At 45.1% G+C, this 14,992-nt stretch carries 15 protein-coding genes; 6 read left to right on the top strand and 9 right to left on the bottom strand.

What is annotated here, in order from left to right; all coding sequences use genetic code 11:
• Positions 1 to 177: 177 nt before the first annotated feature.
• The 6 genes from K6V21_RS02930 to K6V21_RS02905 all read right to left on the bottom strand — a co-directional run bounded on the left by K6V21_RS02930 (position 178) and on the right by K6V21_RS02905 (position 4,640).
• On the bottom strand, positions 178 to 1,062 hold the full coding sequence (locus tag K6V21_RS02930; RefSeq protein ID WP_254888453.1) for an IS3 family transposase: 885 nt from the start codon (positions 1,060 to 1,062) through the stop codon (positions 178 to 180).
• Positions 1,063 to 1,070: 8 nt separating this feature from the next.
• Complete coding sequence (locus tag K6V21_RS02925; protein WP_224320807.1) at positions 1,071 to 1,454, bottom strand: transposase; 384 nt, start codon at positions 1,452 to 1,454, stop codon at positions 1,071 to 1,073.
• A gap of 62 nt (positions 1,455 to 1,516) precedes the next feature.
• The gene (gene eis / locus K6V21_RS02920; protein WP_224320806.1) at positions 1,517 to 2,560 is read right to left on the bottom strand and encodes an enhanced intracellular survival protein Eis; all 1,044 of its coding nucleotides are present in this window, start codon (positions 2,558 to 2,560) and stop codon (positions 1,517 to 1,519) included.
• Positions 2,561 to 2,637: 77 nt separating this feature from the next.
• Entirely contained in the window at positions 2,638 to 3,555 is a 918-nt protein-coding gene (locus K6V21_RS02915) for a DUF2156 domain-containing protein (protein ID WP_224320805.1), read from the bottom strand.
• A 54-nt stretch (positions 3,556 to 3,609) separates the two neighbouring features.
• Complete coding sequence (locus tag K6V21_RS02910; protein ID WP_007217037.1) at positions 3,610 to 4,305, bottom strand: LrgB family protein; 696 nt, start codon at positions 4,303 to 4,305, stop codon at positions 3,610 to 3,612.
• The gene (locus K6V21_RS02905; protein ID WP_007210661.1) at positions 4,302 to 4,640 is read right to left on the bottom strand and encodes a CidA/LrgA family protein; all 339 of its coding nucleotides are present in this window, start codon (positions 4,638 to 4,640) and stop codon (positions 4,302 to 4,304) included. Before K6V21_RS02905 ends, K6V21_RS02910 begins: the two co-directional genes overlap by 4 nt.
• 308 nt (positions 4,641 to 4,948) lie before the next feature.
• Here K6V21_RS02905 and K6V21_RS02900 point away from each other — a divergent pair, with 308 nt between their 5' ends.
• From K6V21_RS02900 to K6V21_RS02875, 6 genes are all read left to right on the top strand, one after another.
• Positions 4,949 to 5,632, top strand: coding sequence for a hypothetical protein (locus tag K6V21_RS02900; RefSeq protein WP_007210660.1), 684 nt, complete (start codon positions 4,949 to 4,951; stop codon positions 5,630 to 5,632).
• 32 nt (positions 5,633 to 5,664) lie between these two features.
• Positions 5,665 to 6,459 carry a hypothetical protein gene (locus K6V21_RS02895; protein ID WP_044271453.1) on the top strand — a complete coding sequence of 265 codons (795 nt, stop codon included), beginning with the start codon at positions 5,665 to 5,667 and terminating at the stop codon, positions 6,457 to 6,459.
• Between the two features lie 40 nt (positions 6,460 to 6,499).
• Positions 6,500 to 8,047: a hypothetical protein gene (locus K6V21_RS02890; protein WP_224320804.1), complete on the top strand. Its 1,548-nt coding sequence runs from the start codon at positions 6,500 to 6,502 to the stop codon at positions 8,045 to 8,047.
• A 130-nt stretch (positions 8,048 to 8,177) separates the two neighbouring features.
• Complete coding sequence (gene pta / locus K6V21_RS02885) at positions 8,178 to 9,194, top strand: phosphate acetyltransferase (RefSeq protein ID WP_044271451.1); 1,017 nt, start codon at positions 8,178 to 8,180, stop codon at positions 9,192 to 9,194.
• Positions 9,195 to 9,217: 23 nt separating this feature from the next.
• Positions 9,218 to 10,420, top strand: coding sequence for an acetate kinase (locus tag K6V21_RS02880; RefSeq protein ID WP_217712469.1), 1,203 nt, complete (start codon positions 9,218 to 9,220; stop codon positions 10,418 to 10,420).
• 182 nt (positions 10,421 to 10,602) lie between these two features.
• Positions 10,603 to 12,003 (top strand): alkaline phosphatase, encoded by a 1,401-nt coding sequence (locus tag K6V21_RS02875; RefSeq protein WP_224320803.1) that lies wholly within the window; start codon positions 10,603 to 10,605, stop codon positions 12,001 to 12,003.
• A 76-nt stretch (positions 12,004 to 12,079) separates the two neighbouring features.
• Here K6V21_RS02875 and K6V21_RS02870 read toward each other — a convergent pair whose 3' ends face one another.
• The 3 genes from K6V21_RS02870 to K6V21_RS02860 all read right to left on the bottom strand — a co-directional run bounded on the left by K6V21_RS02870 (position 12,080) and on the right by K6V21_RS02860 (position 14,952).
• On the bottom strand, positions 12,080 to 12,289 hold the full coding sequence (locus tag K6V21_RS02870) for a hypothetical protein (RefSeq protein ID WP_007217045.1): 210 nt from the start codon (positions 12,287 to 12,289) through the stop codon (positions 12,080 to 12,082).
• A 115-nt stretch (positions 12,290 to 12,404) separates the two neighbouring features.
• Positions 12,405 to 14,138 carry a ChbG/HpnK family deacetylase gene (locus tag K6V21_RS02865; protein ID WP_224320802.1) on the bottom strand — a complete coding sequence of 578 codons (1,734 nt, stop codon included), beginning with the start codon at positions 14,136 to 14,138 and terminating at the stop codon, positions 12,405 to 12,407.
• A gap of 49 nt (positions 14,139 to 14,187) precedes the next feature.
• Positions 14,188 to 14,952 carry a UDP-2,3-diacylglucosamine diphosphatase gene (locus K6V21_RS02860; protein WP_007217047.1) on the bottom strand — a complete coding sequence of 255 codons (765 nt, stop codon included), beginning with the start codon at positions 14,950 to 14,952 and terminating at the stop codon, positions 14,188 to 14,190.
• Positions 14,953 to 14,992: the final 40 nt, after the last annotated feature.

Below are 14,992 nucleotides of genomic sequence, written 5' to 3'. Positions count from 1 at the left end.
TGTTTTTTCTTATTCCTATTTTAGTTGTCTTTTGTTGGTGCTTGCAAATTTATGCATCTTCCTTTATTTACGCAAGCCTTTTTCAGGAAAATGTAATGTTGCCAACAAACAAAAACTCTTCGGTCGGGGATCGCCCTAGCGGCAAGGGGCGGGACCACCCGTCCCGACGAGCGGGTATTATGCTGTAAATTCTACCGTTTCTCTGAGCACTTCCATAGGTGTCCTCATGTTTATCCCTTGATGAGGCCGCACATGATTATATACATATACAGCATCTTCAATGCGCTTGCTTACTTGCTCGAAGCTCTCATCATCACAGTCGAATAGCCAACCGTTTTTAATGGTGTTGTTCATTCTTTCAGCCAATGCATTATGCAAAGGATCACCACACTGCGTCATACTGATGTTGATTTGATGCTCTTTAAGCCTCTCTACATATTTATTTGAGCAATACTGGACACCCCGGTCGGAATGATGAATAAGAGTGCTCATGTCTATGTGATACTTCTCATAGAATGATATTGCCATCTCCAAAGCTTTCAAGGGTCCCTCCGTCTCAAGAGTTTTGTAAAGTGCATATCCCACGATGGCACGACTTGCCGCATCGGTAAGCAACGAGAGGTAAGCCCAGCCCTGACCGGTGTTTACGTAGGTTATATCCGCCACTACCATAGCGCCCAATCGCGTAGCGACAAATTTGGGTGTAACATTCAACAGATCGGGGTAGATATAGTAATTATGGTTCGAATTCGTTGTTTTAGGACGCTTGCGACTTGTACGTTGACACAAACCATTGGAGCGAAAAATGTCATAACAACGATCACGACCGATAACCATCTTTGGTCCAAACTTACTCACGCAGCAGGCGTATAACTCGCGCATACCAGCTTTGGGCATGAGTTCCAACAGTTCCTTGCAGTACAACACGATGCTTGTGGTAAGGATATCAACCTCCAAATGCCGGTTCACATGCTTGTAATAACCTTGTCGGGTTATGCCGAAGTAATCACAGAGGAACTTTATACAACCATGTTTGCGTCGGGTTGAGTGCCTCTGTGACAAGGTGTCGATTACTTGGCATCGGAGTTTTTTCGTACCTTGATATGATACGTGGATTCAGCAAGATTGATGAGTTCTTCGCACGCCTCATGACGTAAACTTTCATCAGCAAGAGCCCGATGAAGTTTACGGTTCTCAGCACGCAATAGCGATAGTTCTTTCTGGAGCTCAGAAATACTAGAATCAATAGCATCGCTATTTACCGGTTTAGGTGATATACCCATAGCTTTGTCTTCCATTTGATACTTGTTAAGCCAATAAGTAAGAAGCTTGGCACAAAAGCCGTTACGCTTACAAAACTGAGATTTGCTCTCGGGACTTGATAAATACTCACGAATATAAGACATTCGTTCATCATCACTGTAATAGTTGTACTTCTTTTTCGAATATTTCATCTTTATTTTCGATTTTTGAAGTGTCAACTTATTCAGTACACTACAGGGAACGGAAATCCCTGTCAGTTTAGCATTAAACTCATATATGCTCGTTCCGAAGCAAATACTTTTTCTGTTAATTGCCCGATGGTTAGTCGCTCGTGTGCACCCGGAAGTCGTCTGTGGCTATACATACATTTCCCTTTATTCAGATAATAATAACCGTTATTGGCTGAAAGTTCGTTATCAATGAGGTCGATGTTCATTTCCTCTTCAGGATGTGCGGCTGCATAAAGTTGCAGTACAGGTTTGGCTTGGATGATACGTATCATGCCCAGATCGAAAGTTGATTGATTTTTAACAGGGGGCATGATGATGTCGAGGCTTTCAGTTTGCATGTCTTGGCAAATGCGGGTGAGTAGCAAACGTTCTGCTTCGGGAGTATCTGCAAACAATTCATTTATAAACAGCTTAGAAGCTTCTTCATCGGGATATACGATGGCAAGAGCGGCGATTCCAAATTCATCCGAAAGAGTGAAAATACATCCGCGACTTAGGTTGAGGTCAGCCAGTATGACGTGGAAGTCAGCTTTTGTATGTTGCAGACAGCAAGGGCGTTCCTGCATTTTACGATTCATATATTGGTAGACATCTTCATCATAGTCTGTGTAAGCCTGAAAACACCAGCCTGTTTTGGCAGATGAAGTGAGAGAAGAAGTATCCGTTTCACTGGTTGGTAAATGAAATGTGCGTTTACCGTAACGGAAGGCTGTTGTGTAACCTACACGTGCGTAATAGCCAAATAACCAAGGTTCGGCAGGAATGAGAGTGGTAAATGCAATATTATTACGATACATGCGCCCGAATGCCTGGGACAACAATTCTCGCATAACGCCCCGGCTGCGGTAATCGGGGTGAGTGCAAGCACCCGAAATATATGCGGTTGGTACGCTATTGCCATGAAAAGTAATCGGATAGGGAAGCATCTGTAAAGCGGCAATGACTTCATCACCACTTTCGATGGCAACATTCACTTCACTGTTGTAGCGAAGGTTAAAGTACATATCTATAAACTCGTCATTATCGCTAAAACAAAGCTTCCACAGCTTCTTTACCTTTTCACGCATTATTTCTATCTCCTATCCAAATGCTTACAATTTTTATTTGACTATTTATTACTTGCTATTAACTGCTTTAAAGAATCTTACCATTTCACCGGATCTACAGGGGTATCTTTCAGACAAGCCATATATTTCTCCAGAATAATTACCGGCTGGTAGGATAGTTTGGCTTTGCGTAGTCCTTCGATGCCCAAATCTTCTTCCCGGTTAACATAGGTATATTGCTCGGGGATATGGTTGGCGAACTCATAATTTATCATGGTGTAGGCGCCATCAATCGTGGCATCTGCTTTTTCCACATGCACGCCGAAAGTATCCTGGTTGATGGGCATACCGAAAGTGAAAGCTACAATTTTACCATCTACATGCAGAACACCTCCTGTCAGCCCAAGGGCGTCGAAGTTATGTAGCGCATAGATGAGGGCGCGGCGTTCGTTACCCGTACCTTCATGCTGGTCGCAGTTGTTCACTTTGCACCATTCGGCTTCCAGATCGAGACATTCCTGTATACGGTTGGAAGTGAGAGGAACATATTCATAATTGGTATAGGTCCGGCGGAACTTATTGAGGTGGTTCCGTTTGGCTTGGAATTTCTTACCGGCTAATGTGGCAAGGTCGGTCCGAAGATACAGGTAATCGGCATAATCCCTGTCCGCTTCAAAGTGAAATTTATCCGGCATGATGGCTTCCAAATCCGCTCGCATACCTGCACATACTCCGAGCATACAGAAGCGTTCACCTTCCCGGTTGGCATCTCCTATCATGTCTTCCAGCACTTTCTTTAAATCTCCACTTCCGACGGGCATCATGTATACCAGTTTCTCTCCTGCCCAGAATTTCAGTATCAGGAAGCCGTCCTGTACTGCAAATTGGGTGTCGTAAAGGAAACGCCAGCTACAGAGATTGGAGAATGAAAGATCACAGTTACGTCGGGGACTATGCTGTGTATAAGATGTAATTAGTTCTTTATCTTTAAGTTCGATGTCTTTAAATGATATCATATCGTTGTTTTCGTTAGTTTGAATATAAAGAATAACAAAGATAAGGAGAAATTGTTATAGCAACCCTAATAATCGCAAAATAGTTGGTGTGAGCAGGGCGGTGAAAATGCCATTCAGCGTAAGTCCGAGACTGGCGTAGGCTCCGTATTTGCTGCTGATATCCATAGCGGTGGAAGTTCCCACGGCATGGGCGGCAGCTCCCAGGGATAATCCTTGGGCAATAGGGCTCTTAATACGCGTTAGTTTCAGGGTTTTTATTCCGACAATACTACCCAGCAAACCGACGCAAACCACCACGGCAGCTGTCAGTGCAGGAATTCCACCTAGTGTATCTGCCACTTCCATAGCAATGGGAGTAGTGACAGATTTGGGTGCCAGTGAATAGATTATCTCTTGGGGCGCTCCCATCAGTTTGGCAATCACCACTACGGAAACTACCCCGATGATGCAACCCGCCAATTGTGAAAGCAGGATAGGGACCAATTGCTTTTTTATGGCCTCCAACTGTAAATATAGAGGTACTCCAAGGGCTACTACTGCCGGTTTCAGCCAGAATTCAATGAGATATCCGCCTTTGTTGTAGGTTTCGTAACTGATATGCGCCATTTTCAGAAAGATAATTAGGATGGCGATAGTCAGCAAAATGGGATTAAGCAATAAAATACCGGTTTTCTTTTGCAACAGTTTTGAAAAGAAAAACACGCCGAAGGTGACGGCTAACAAGAAGAATTCGTTGTCTAAGTAACTCATTTGATTTTGCGTGCTAATTGATGAACCCACCCTGTAACGATTAAAACCAGCAGGGTGCTAACTAAAGAAGCTATGACTATCGGCCAGAACTGGGCAGCGATAATGTCAAAATAAAGCATGAGGGCTACACCGGGAGGAACAAAGAAAAATCCCAAATTAGCAACCAGGAAGTCGGACAATCCCTGCACCCATTGCAGTTTAATCCAACCCAATTTCAGAAAAAGGGTGAGCAACAGCATACCTACGATGCTGGACGGAAGCTTGATATCCGTAAGAAAAACAACCAATTCACCCAAAGCCAGGCATCCGAAAAGGATGGCGCATTGACGAATCATACTACTATTACCTATTTATTATTATTAAACTCAACTTCCTTTGGCTGAAAGGAATTAAAGGAACTGTCACTTCGCTGAAACTCTCCTAATAACTAATCAGAAGCTGAATTGTTTACTGAAAACGCTGCAAAGTTAGGCATTTTGTAGTTTGGCTGTCACTGTTTCCCGTGATATTTATTTCCATTTGTTTCAGGGCAATGAAAAAAAAAGACGTGATATGGATATTATTAGAAATATTTGCCTATTTTTGCGATAACGATTGTATATAAAGTTTCAAGAGAAATATTAATCTTTTAAACAGGAAGAACATGAAAAAGAGTTTATTTATTAGCGCTTTAGTAGCGTTTGTTATGATGTTTTGTGTAAATGTGAATGCACAGGAAAAAGCTACTGGTAAGGCTTATAAAGACCTGAAAAAGCAGGAAAAAGTATTGGATAAGGAATTGCAGAAGAAAGCTATCAAAGAAGCTCGCAAAGAAGCCAAGAAACTGGAAAAAGAAGGTTTTAAGACTCCGGTAGGAAAACTGCCTCTGGCCAAGCAATTGGAAACAGCTTGGGAAAAACAAGCGGAATTGGATACTGAAGGTAATCCGTATTGGTACATCGCTTCTTCCAGAGCGGTAGGTGGAAATCAGTCGGCTGCTGCCTTGCAGGCTACCAATGCTGCAAAAATAGACCTGGCAGGCCAGATTCAGACCAAAGTATCTCAATTGATCGAAGCGAAAGTTGCTAATGACGACATGGGGCAGGAAGAAGCTGCCAGCTTGTCAAGCGTAGTTGCTTCCAGCAAGAGTGTAATTTCTGCTACACTGGGGCGTACGATTCCTTTGGTAGAAGTATACAAAACTTTACCTAACAAGAATGTGGAAGTAATGGTTACCATCGGCTACAGCATGCAATCTGCTAACCAGGCTGCTGTTCAGGCTATCCGTAAAGAACTGGCTGCCAAGTCAGAAGAACTGGCAAAACAGTTGGATAAACTGGGCTATTAATTAATTCCATTTTTCTTAAAAACAGATGGTGAATGAATAGGAACAACCTGATTGGGTGGATATTCCTTGTGATATGTACAATAGCTGCTCCGCTGCACGCCCAGAATCCCGTAAAGGTGAAGGGTGCGCAGGGGCGCTGGCAAGTGAGTGAGGAAATCACGCTGAAAGAAGCGGAAGAACGCGCCTTTATGGAAGCGAAGAAAGAAGCCTTACGCAAAGCCGGTGTCATGGAGAATGTGTGGTCCGTATTCGGACAGATTTCCCAGGAGAGCGGCACGGAGTTTCACGAGGCATATTCACAGATGAACGTACTTGCGATTGGGGGAATGGTGAATGTTACCAACAAGAAAGTAGAGGAGGTGTGGGATACGAATACCCGTAGCCTGTATAAAGTGGTAACTATCGATGCCGTTGTGCAGAAAGAAGAAAAAGTGGATAAGTCGTATGCTCTGGAAGTGAAGGGCGTAGCGAATTTATATAAAGAAGGAGATGTGTTTACCTGCACGTTGAAAGTGCACGGCACAGACTCTTATCTGAAATTTTTCTGGTTTGACAGCACCGGCGGTGCATTGCTCTACCCTAATACTTACGAGCCCAACACCTTGTTGCAGGCCGAAAAGGAGTACAGTATTCCTTTCAGCAATGCGGTGGACTACCGCATGGAAAAGCAAGGAAAAGAGAGTGAGAAAATCAACATGATGATGGTGGCTACCAAGGAAAACATTCCTTTTACGGACGAGGTGACTTATCAGAATGTGTTGAAGTGGGTATACTCCATTCCTAATGACAAGCGTTGTGCCTTCTATGACATGATACTTATCAAGTAATACATGTTTTTATTTTAACTTCTCTAAATCTATTGTACAGATGAATAAGATGAAGTGTTTTTCTGCTGCTTTAGTTGCCTTCTTTTTGTCGGCGGCACACTTGTGTGCGCAAGACATTGAGAAAGAATTCGATGATTTCGCGAAGCAGCAACAACAAGAGTTTGAAGATTTCAAGAATAAGGCGGACGCGGAGTTTGAAACCTTCTTGCGGGAAACGTGGCAGAAGTATGAAGCATTTGCTGCGATTCCGGCTCCTGAACGTCCCGAACCACCCAAACCGGTAGAGTTTGACAAGACAAAGCCGACGATGCCGCCGGTGAATATTAAACCTGCTGCTCCGAAGGTGCCGGATGCTCCTGTGCCCAGTATGGGTGATAAGGTTCCGGTGGATGTGAAACGTCCTGACCTGCCTGCCATTGAGGATAAACCTGCTCCGGGCGTATATGTGCCGGGTAAGCCTTATACTCCTGTGCTGGTCGAAGTTCCTTCCGTAAAACCGGGGAGCACGGTGTATCGCACTCCTGTAGAATTTTACGGTACTTCTTTTGAAGTTGCTCTGGAAGCTGCGGACGATCTTTCTCTGAAAGGTAACCGTGAGTCCGATGTGGCGGATGCCTGGAAAGCTATTTGTAAGAGGGATTACGAGCAGATGGTGAAGGATTGTATGACCATCAAGAAGGAGAAGAACCTGAGCGACTGGGCCTATCTGTTGTTTACGAAACAGATTGGAACACAACTATACGGTGCCGGGAATACGAATAATATTGTATTCTTGCAGATGTTTCTTCTGAATAAATCCGGGTATAAGGTACGCCTTGCCAAGATTGACGACCAGTTGAAGCTAATGGTTGCACCTGCCGGTACTATTTACGGTACACCTTATCTTACTATAAGCGGTAATAAGTACTATGTGTTTGAACCTACACCGGGAGGCTCGATGGGGATTTATACCTATCGTCAGGACTTTGCCAATGCTAAGAACCTGGTATGCCTGAATATAGAGGGTGTTCCCGCTTTTTCCATGAATGAGCATGAAAAGAGCTTGACTTCTTCTACAGGTGCTGTGAAAGTACAGACACAGGTGAATAAGAATCTGATAGACTTTTACTATGATTACCCGCAGTGTGATGTCGTGATTCACTACAAAACACCGATGAGTGAGGAGTTGCGTGCTTCCCTTTATCCGCAACTGAAAACCGCTATTGCAGGTAAATCGCAGAAAGAGGCTGCCAATATTCTGCTCAACTTTGTGCAGACTGCTTTTGAGTACATGACGGACGGGGAACAATTCGGTTTTGAAAAGCCAAACTTCCCGGACGAAACATTCTATTATCCCTATTGTGACTGCGAAGACCGCGCAATGCTTTACTCTACTTTAGTGAGAGATTTGCTCGGTCTGGACACTATCTTGCTGGATTATCCTAACCATATTGCTTCGGCTGTCCGCTTTACCGAGGACATTCCGGGGGACTATGTGGTACTGGATGACGGCAGCAAATATCTGATTTGCGATCCCACCTATATAGGAGCACCCATCGGTGCCTGCATGGACCAGTACAAACAAGTGGCTCCAGAAATCATCCGTTAGTGTTAAATATTATAATAATTGTAGTTCGGGGCATAAAAATGCCCCGAATTGCAATGTTGATATTGCAAAATTGTGTACTTTTGCGGCGTGAATAACACGTCTACTGGATTTTTATACACAATTTATATATATGCAGAGATTAATTAATGAAATCGTTGAGCGTGCGAAAGCCGACCGCCAACGTATTGTTCTTCCTGAAGGAACGGAAGAACGCACCTTGAAAGCTGCCAATCAAATTTTGACAGACGGAGTTGCTGACTTGATTCTTCTGGGTAATCCGGATGAAATTAATGCTTGTGCAACGGAATGGGGACTTGGAAACATCAGCAAGGCTACAATCATTGATCCGGAGAATCATCCGAAGAAAGAGGAGTATGCGCAATTGCTGTGTGAACTTCGCAAGAAAAAAGGCATGACTATCGAAGAAGCTCGTAAGTTGGTAGTTAATCCACTCTATCTGGGTTGTCTGATTATTAAGAATGGTGATGCTGACGGTCAGTTGGCAGGTGCACGCAATACCACAGGCGATGTACTTCGTCCGGCATTGCAAATCATTAAGACCACTCCGGGCATTACTTGTGTATCCGGTGCGATGTTGTTGTTGACACATGCTCCCGAATATGGAAAGAACGGTATTTTGGTAATGGGTGATGTAGCTGTGACTCCGGTGCCCGATGCAGAACAGTTGGCGCAGATTGCTGTTTGTACAGCTCGCACGGCTAAGTCTGTAGTAGGTATGGAACCGAAAGTGGCAATGCTCAGCTTCTCAACCAAAGGCTCTGCTAAACACGAAGTTGTGGATAAAGTGATTGAGGCTGTAAAGATTGCACATGAGATGGATCCCGACTTGGCTCTCGACGGTGAATTGCAGGCTGATGCCGCATTGGTTCCGGAAGTAGGTGCCAGCAAAGCTCCGGGTTCTGCAATTGCAGGAAATGCGAATGTGCTGATTGTGCCGAGTCTTGAGGTTGGTAATATTTCCTATAAATTGGTACAGCGTTTAGGTCATGCAGATGCGGTAGGTCCCATCTTGCAGGGTATTGCCCGTCCGGTGAACGACCTTTCACGCGGTTGCTCCATCGAAGATGTTTATCGCATGATTGCAATTACTGCCAACCAGGCTATTGCAGCAAAGAATCAAAAATAACCATTAAATCTGAGTATATAATAATGAAAGTTTTAGTATTGAACTGCGGTAGCTCATCCATCAAATACAAGTTGTTTGATATGGATCATAAAGAAGTGATCGCACAGGGTGGTATCGAAAAAATAGGTCTTCAGGGGTCTTTTCTGAAGTTTACTTTACCTAACGGTGAGAAGAAAGTTCTGGAGAAAGATATTCCCGAACATACCGTAGGTGTGGAATTTATTCTGGATACATTAACCAGCCCTGAATATGGCGCTATCAAATCTTTGAATGAAATCAACGCAGTAGGTCATCGTATGGTGCATGGTGGTGAGAAGTTCAGCGAATCTGTGCTGCTGACACAGGAAGTCCTGGATGCTTTCACGGCTTGCAACGACCTGGCTCCGCTTCACAATCCCGCTAACCTGAAAGGCGTAAACGCCATCTCTGCCATATTGCCGAATGTACCGCAAATCGGTGTATTCGATACAGCGTTCCATCAAACTATGCCGGATTATGCTTACCTCTATGCTATTCCTTACGAATTGTATAAGAAATATGGTGTACGTCGTTACGGTTTCCACGGAACTTCTCACCGTTATGTTTCACAACGCGTGTGTGAGTATCTGGGAGTGAGTCCGGAAGGAAAGAAGATTATCACTTGCCACATTGGTAACGGTGGTTCTATCACTGCTGTTAAAGATGGTAAGAGCATAGATACAAGCATGGGGTTGACTCCGCTGGAAGGCCTGATGATGGGTACCCGTAGTGGTGACATTGATGCCGGTGCTGTGACTTTCATCATGGAAAAAGAGAACCTGACTGCTACCGGTGTATCCGACTTGCTGAATAAGAAGAGCGGTGTAATGGGTATCTTCGGTGTATCCAGCGACATGCGCGAATTGGAGGCTGCCGTTGCTGCCGGTAACAATAAAATGGCCGACCTGACCGAAAAGATGTATTTCTACCGTATCAAAAAGTATATCGGTGCTTATGCTGCTGCTTTGGGTGGCGTAGACATCATCGTATTTACCGGTGGTGTAGGCGAAAACCAGGCTTCTTGTCGTGCCGGTGCATGCGAAGGTTTGGAATACATGGGCGTGAAGCTGGATCTGGAGAAGAACAAGGTACGTGGCGAAGAAGCTGTGATTTCTGCTGAAGATTCTAAGGTGAAAGTTGTAGTAATCCCGACTGATGAAGAACTGATGATTGCTTCGGATACAATGGCTATCCTGAACAAGAAATAATCCTTTTAAAGTAGATAGCATCGCAATCGCGATGTAACAATAATGCCGGAAGCAATGCGGATTGCCTTCCGGCTTTATTTTTTTAACAATATCTGCTCCGGTCACTGGGGTAAATTCCTTATCTTTGTTTGTCATTTAAGAGAAAGCGACATTTATTCAAACTACTTTAAATATACCAACTTATGAAACGATTCATGTATGTATTGCTCTTTGTCCTGTTGACAGGTACGACGTATGCGCAACAGGCAAAGTATGTATTCTATTTCATCGGTGATGGAATGGGAGTAAACCAGGTGAACGGTACGGAAATGTACTTGGCTGAACAGGAAGGACGCATTGGCGTGACGCCGTTGCTGTTCACTCAGTTTCCGGCTGTAGGTGTTGCCACTACTTTCTCTGCTACTAATTCGGTTACGGACTCTTCCGCTGCCGGAACTGCATTGGCTACCGGAGTGAAGACGTATAATGGTGCCATCGGTATGGACGACCAGAAGAATGTGATTCAAACGGTTGCCGAAAAAGCTAAGAAAGCTGGGAAGAAAGTCGGTGTAACTACCAGTGTCAGTGTGGACCATGCTACTCCTGCCGCTTTCTATGCTCATCAGCCTAACCGTAACATGTATTACGAAATAGCCCTTGACTTACCGAAGGCTAACTTTGACTTCTATGCAGGTGGTGGTTTTCTGAAGCCTACTACTACCGCTGATAAGAAAGAAGCTCCGAGCATTTTCCCGATCATCGAGGAAGCCGGTTATACTATTGCGAAAGGTATTGATGACTTTAAGGTTAAGTCCACCCAGGCTGATAAGATGATTCTTATTCAGAAAGACGGTGCTAATCCTTCTTGTCTGCCTTATTCCATTGACCGTAAAGACGGCGATATGACCCTCGCTGAAATCACAGAAAGCGCTGTTTCTTTCCTGACCAAAGGCAAGAACAAGGGCTTCTTCCTGATGGTGGAAGGTGGAAAGATCGACTGGGCTTGCCATAGCAACGACCCTGCCACAGTTTTCGAGGAAGTGATTGATATGGACAATGCCATTAAAGTGGCTTATGAGTTTTATAAAAAACATCCGAAAGAAACTCTGATTGTAGTAACTGCCGACCATGAAACCGGAGGCTTGGGACTAGGTACAGGCAAGTATGAATTACATTTGAAGGCTCTGAAGAACCAGAAACAGTCTCAGGATTTACTTTCTACTGCTATCACGGATTTGCGCAAAGCCAAAGGTCATGATGTAACTTGGGAAGATGCCAAGGCTCTGTTGGTAGAAAAGATGGGTTTCTGGAAAGAATTGCCTTTGACTTGGGAACAGGAGAAGATGTTGCGTGATGAATTTGAGCAATCCTTCGTAAAGAATAAGGTTGTGTTCGAAGAAACTCTTTATTCGAAAACTGAACCGCTGGCTGCTACCGCAAGAAAAGTGATGAGCCAGATTGCCATGATAGGCTGGACAAGTGGCAGCCACACAGCAGAGTATGTGCCGGTATATGCAGTAGGTGCAGGTTCTAAGGAATTTGCCGGTAAGTATGATAATACGGAAATCCCGAAGCGTATAGCAAAAGTTGCGGGATACAAATAAGCTACCAGCTACGAGCTACAAGTGCCATGCGGTATAATTGCGCAGCCACTTGTAGCTCGTAGCTTGTATCTCGTAGCTACTTTATTTCTTCCTTGACTATTTCGTCCATTTCTTTGAGACGTTTCTTACGGTCCTTTGCGGACTTTACTTTCTGTTCCTTGTATCCAAGGTCCGTATGTTCGGAAACCTCCTCGCTGAATTCTTCAAATTCATCCTTTGCCGGACGACCATGCGGGTCGATATTCTCTTCGGCAATCGCATTGTTTCTGTAAATCAAATCATCCATAACTGTATATTTTTAATGGTTTATGGATATACTACAAGGTTGCGGTGAAAAAGGTTTTGTACATTTCCCTTTTCTTGTGGTCATTTACAGAAGATTAAATAGACGAAGCATCTGTTTACAGTGCCGGGAGCAGGTATTTTCTGATTAGATTCAGTTCAGCCTGCATGTCTCCGATATGTGCTGTAATGGCAATAACGGCGTCTTTTTCAGGAATTACGAGGATATATTGTCCGTTGGCCCCATCGGCACGATAAGCGGAAGCTTCGGCAACCCATTCTTCTGACAGTACTTGCCGGCCATTCCACTTCCCTTTTTGCAGGAAGAGTTGTCCCATCTTGGCAAGGTCTTCGGTTTTGAGGTATAGTCCCCAGCCGCCGCAATTGATTCCTTGCGGGCTTTCCTGCCACTTTACATTGACGATGCCCAGTGGACGGAACAGTCGTGGATATAAATAATCCACTAACTTTTCTCCGGTCACTTTCTGCACAATGGCGGAAAGCATATAGGTTCCGAGACTGTTATAAGCAAAGAAAGTGCCCGGCTTATGTTCTACGGGATGAGCGAGGAACTGCTCCACCCAATCCTTGGCGGGAGTTTCAGTAGCCTGGGTATTGACGCTCGGGGCTGTATCATGTCCGCAAGTCATGGTCAGTAAGTCGCGGATAGTCATGGCTTTTAGGTTTTCACTGACGTTTGCGGGTAGCTTATCCGGGAAGAAAGAGATAACTTTATCCGTCAGATTTAGCCTTCCCTCTGAAATGAGGAGTCCTACAGCCGAGGCGGTAAATGTCTTACTGACAGAGTTCAGAATGTGCGGCTCATCTTCTTTCCCTTCACTTATCCACTTTTCGGCAAGCACGTCGCCATGTTGCACTATCATGATGCTGTGCAGGTCCTGGTTAGCTTTCTGCACTGCATCCAGATATTTCTCCATAGCTTTCTCCAGTTTTTTAGAGGCAGTGCTACGTGGAAGTCCTTTTGTCAACTGGTTGATGGAAATTAGTTTGATGCCTTTATCTTCAATGACTTGCTTTACGCGCGGGCTGGTGAGGAGGTCTGTCACTCCTTGCCGGTCGAGTGCTACTTGTTCGTAGCCGATATGAAAGACGGTTCTCATTTCTTCGTTATCCAGTGCCGGATGGTCGAGGAACAGATACCGTTTACCGGCTTCCAGTTTATTGAGGGAGCGGATGAAGCTCTCTTCTTTTTCAGCCGATGTCCGGCTCGGACCATCATATCCGATATAGGTGAACCGGTAATCTTCGGGTGAATCCATGCGGTCAATGGAAGGGAGGTTGTACTCCTCTGCCAGTCGCAACACCAATTCGTTCACTTCTTTCGTGAATCCGGTGGACAGCATGTGCCCTGTCATGTGGCTGAGTTGGGGAATGTTCTTCAGTGCCATTTCTATCTGTGCACGGAATTCTTGCTCCACCTCTTTTATATCCCATTTGTTTTCCATAACCGACTGTCCCGGATAGGCCGGATTAGCCCCCATCATCGGATAAAAATATCCGTTCTCGTCCGTCAGGCTGGGACAATGCGTCAGGGGGCGCCATTTTACATTTTCCCATTCGCTGGTAATGACTAAATGCAGTCCGGCATCCAATCCCGGATTTTCTTTCAGCAGACGAACGGCTTCCGGATACCAGGCGGCTACAGGCATCACTTCTACCGAGCGGGCGATGCCCGACTGATAAGTTTGAATACAAGCCTCATTGACGGAATGAAAAGCTCCAAGGTCGTCGATGCGGATAGCAAGGGTAGGGGCGGATTGTCCCCATGCCGGAAGGGTGCTTGCGGTAAGCAAACATCCGGCGAAAAGGTGTTTCAGTCTTAAAAGGTCCATATCAGATTGGGCGGTTGGTTGGCGCTTTAAGGGGGGCTTCCGGGATGGATTATAGTTTGGTTTCTCCTTCAATAAAGTTCTCAAGGAAGAGGTTCTCACCGTCGAATACGGCGTAGGAGAAATAATTAATCCAGTCTCCCAATATGGTGACACGGGCGGTGGCGCTCAACATCAGGTCCAGTTCGATGTGGCGGTGTCCGTAGATGAAGTAATTGATATTCGGGTGACTTTTCAGGTATTCCTTGGTGTAGAGCACCAAGAATTCTTTGTCTTCACCCATATAGTCGGGCTCCTTGCCGTCCACGCGTTTCAGACGGCTATGTTTTGCCCAATTCAGTCCCAGCTCCATACTCCAACGAGGGTGTATGGCGGAGAAAAGGGTTTGCAGGAATTCGCTGTGAAACATGGAGCGCAGAAATTTGAACTTCTTGTCGGGGTCGCCCAAACCATCGCCGTGGGCAAGGTAGAACTCTTTGCCGTATATTTCCGTGGTGAGCGGTTCGCGGTGCATGATGACGCCGCACTCGCGGGTCAGATAATCACCGCACCAAATATCATGGTTACCTGTGAAGAAGTGCACTTCCACTCCTATGTCCGTCAGTTCGGACAGCTTTCCCAGAAAACGGGTATATCCTTTCGGCACAACGGTCTTGAATTCATACCAGAAGTCGAACATGTCTCCCAATAAGTATACGGCAGAAGCCTTGTGCTTGATACTGTCGAGGAAATTAACGAGGCGTCGCTCTTGTGTACGCCCGTGTTCGATGGCACGTGAGCCGAGGTGTGCGTCCGAAAGGAAATATACATTCTTCATAACCGTGCTATTCTGTTGAATTACAAATTACTAGTTGCAA

This window comes from Bacteroides cellulosilyticus, assembly GCF_020091405.1.
In the GTDB taxonomy this organism is placed as follows: Bacteria; Bacteroidota; Bacteroidia; order Bacteroidales; family Bacteroidaceae; genus Bacteroides.
Note: the sequence above shows the minus strand (reverse complement) of the source record. Positions and strands in the feature narration are given on the sequence as shown.

Bases quoted from the DNA above. Each gene is read 5' to 3' on its own strand.
- K6V21_RS02925 (WP_224320807.1), bottom strand. From the start codon at position 1,454: ATGAAATATTCGAAAAAGAAGTACAACTATTACAGTGATGATGAACGA.
- eis (WP_224320806.1), bottom strand. From the start codon at position 2,560: ATGCGTGAAAAGGTAAAGAAGCTGTGGAAGCTTTGTTTTAGCGATAAT.
- K6V21_RS02915 (WP_224320805.1), bottom strand. From the start codon at position 3,555: ATGATATCATTTAAAGACATCGAACTTAAAGATAAAGAACTAATTACA.
- K6V21_RS02910 (WP_007217037.1), bottom strand. From the start codon at position 4,305: ATGAGTTACTTAGACAACGAATTCTTCTTGTTAGCCGTCACCTTCGGC.
- K6V21_RS02905 (WP_007210661.1), bottom strand. From the start codon at position 4,640: ATGATTCGTCAATGCGCCATCCTTTTCGGATGCCTGGCTTTGGGTGAA.
- K6V21_RS02900 (WP_007210660.1), top strand. From the start codon at position 4,949: ATGAAAAAGAGTTTATTTATTAGCGCTTTAGTAGCGTTTGTTATGATG.
- K6V21_RS02895 (WP_044271453.1), top strand. From the start codon at position 5,665: ATGAATAGGAACAACCTGATTGGGTGGATATTCCTTGTGATATGTACA.
- K6V21_RS02890 (WP_224320804.1), top strand. From the start codon at position 6,500: ATGAATAAGATGAAGTGTTTTTCTGCTGCTTTAGTTGCCTTCTTTTTG.
- pta (WP_044271451.1), top strand. From the start codon at position 8,178: ATGCAGAGATTAATTAATGAAATCGTTGAGCGTGCGAAAGCCGACCGC.
- K6V21_RS02880 (WP_217712469.1), top strand. From the start codon at position 9,218: ATGAAAGTTTTAGTATTGAACTGCGGTAGCTCATCCATCAAATACAAG.
- K6V21_RS02875 (WP_224320803.1), top strand. From the start codon at position 10,603: ATGAAACGATTCATGTATGTATTGCTCTTTGTCCTGTTGACAGGTACG.
- K6V21_RS02870 (WP_007217045.1), bottom strand. From the start codon at position 12,289: ATGGATGATTTGATTTACAGAAACAATGCGATTGCCGAAGAGAATATC.
- K6V21_RS02865 (WP_224320802.1), bottom strand. From the start codon at position 14,138: ATGGACCTTTTAAGACTGAAACACCTTTTCGCCGGATGTTTGCTTACC.
- K6V21_RS02860 (WP_007217047.1), bottom strand. From the start codon at position 14,952: ATGAAGAATGTATATTTCCTTTCGGACGCACACCTCGGCTCACGTGCC.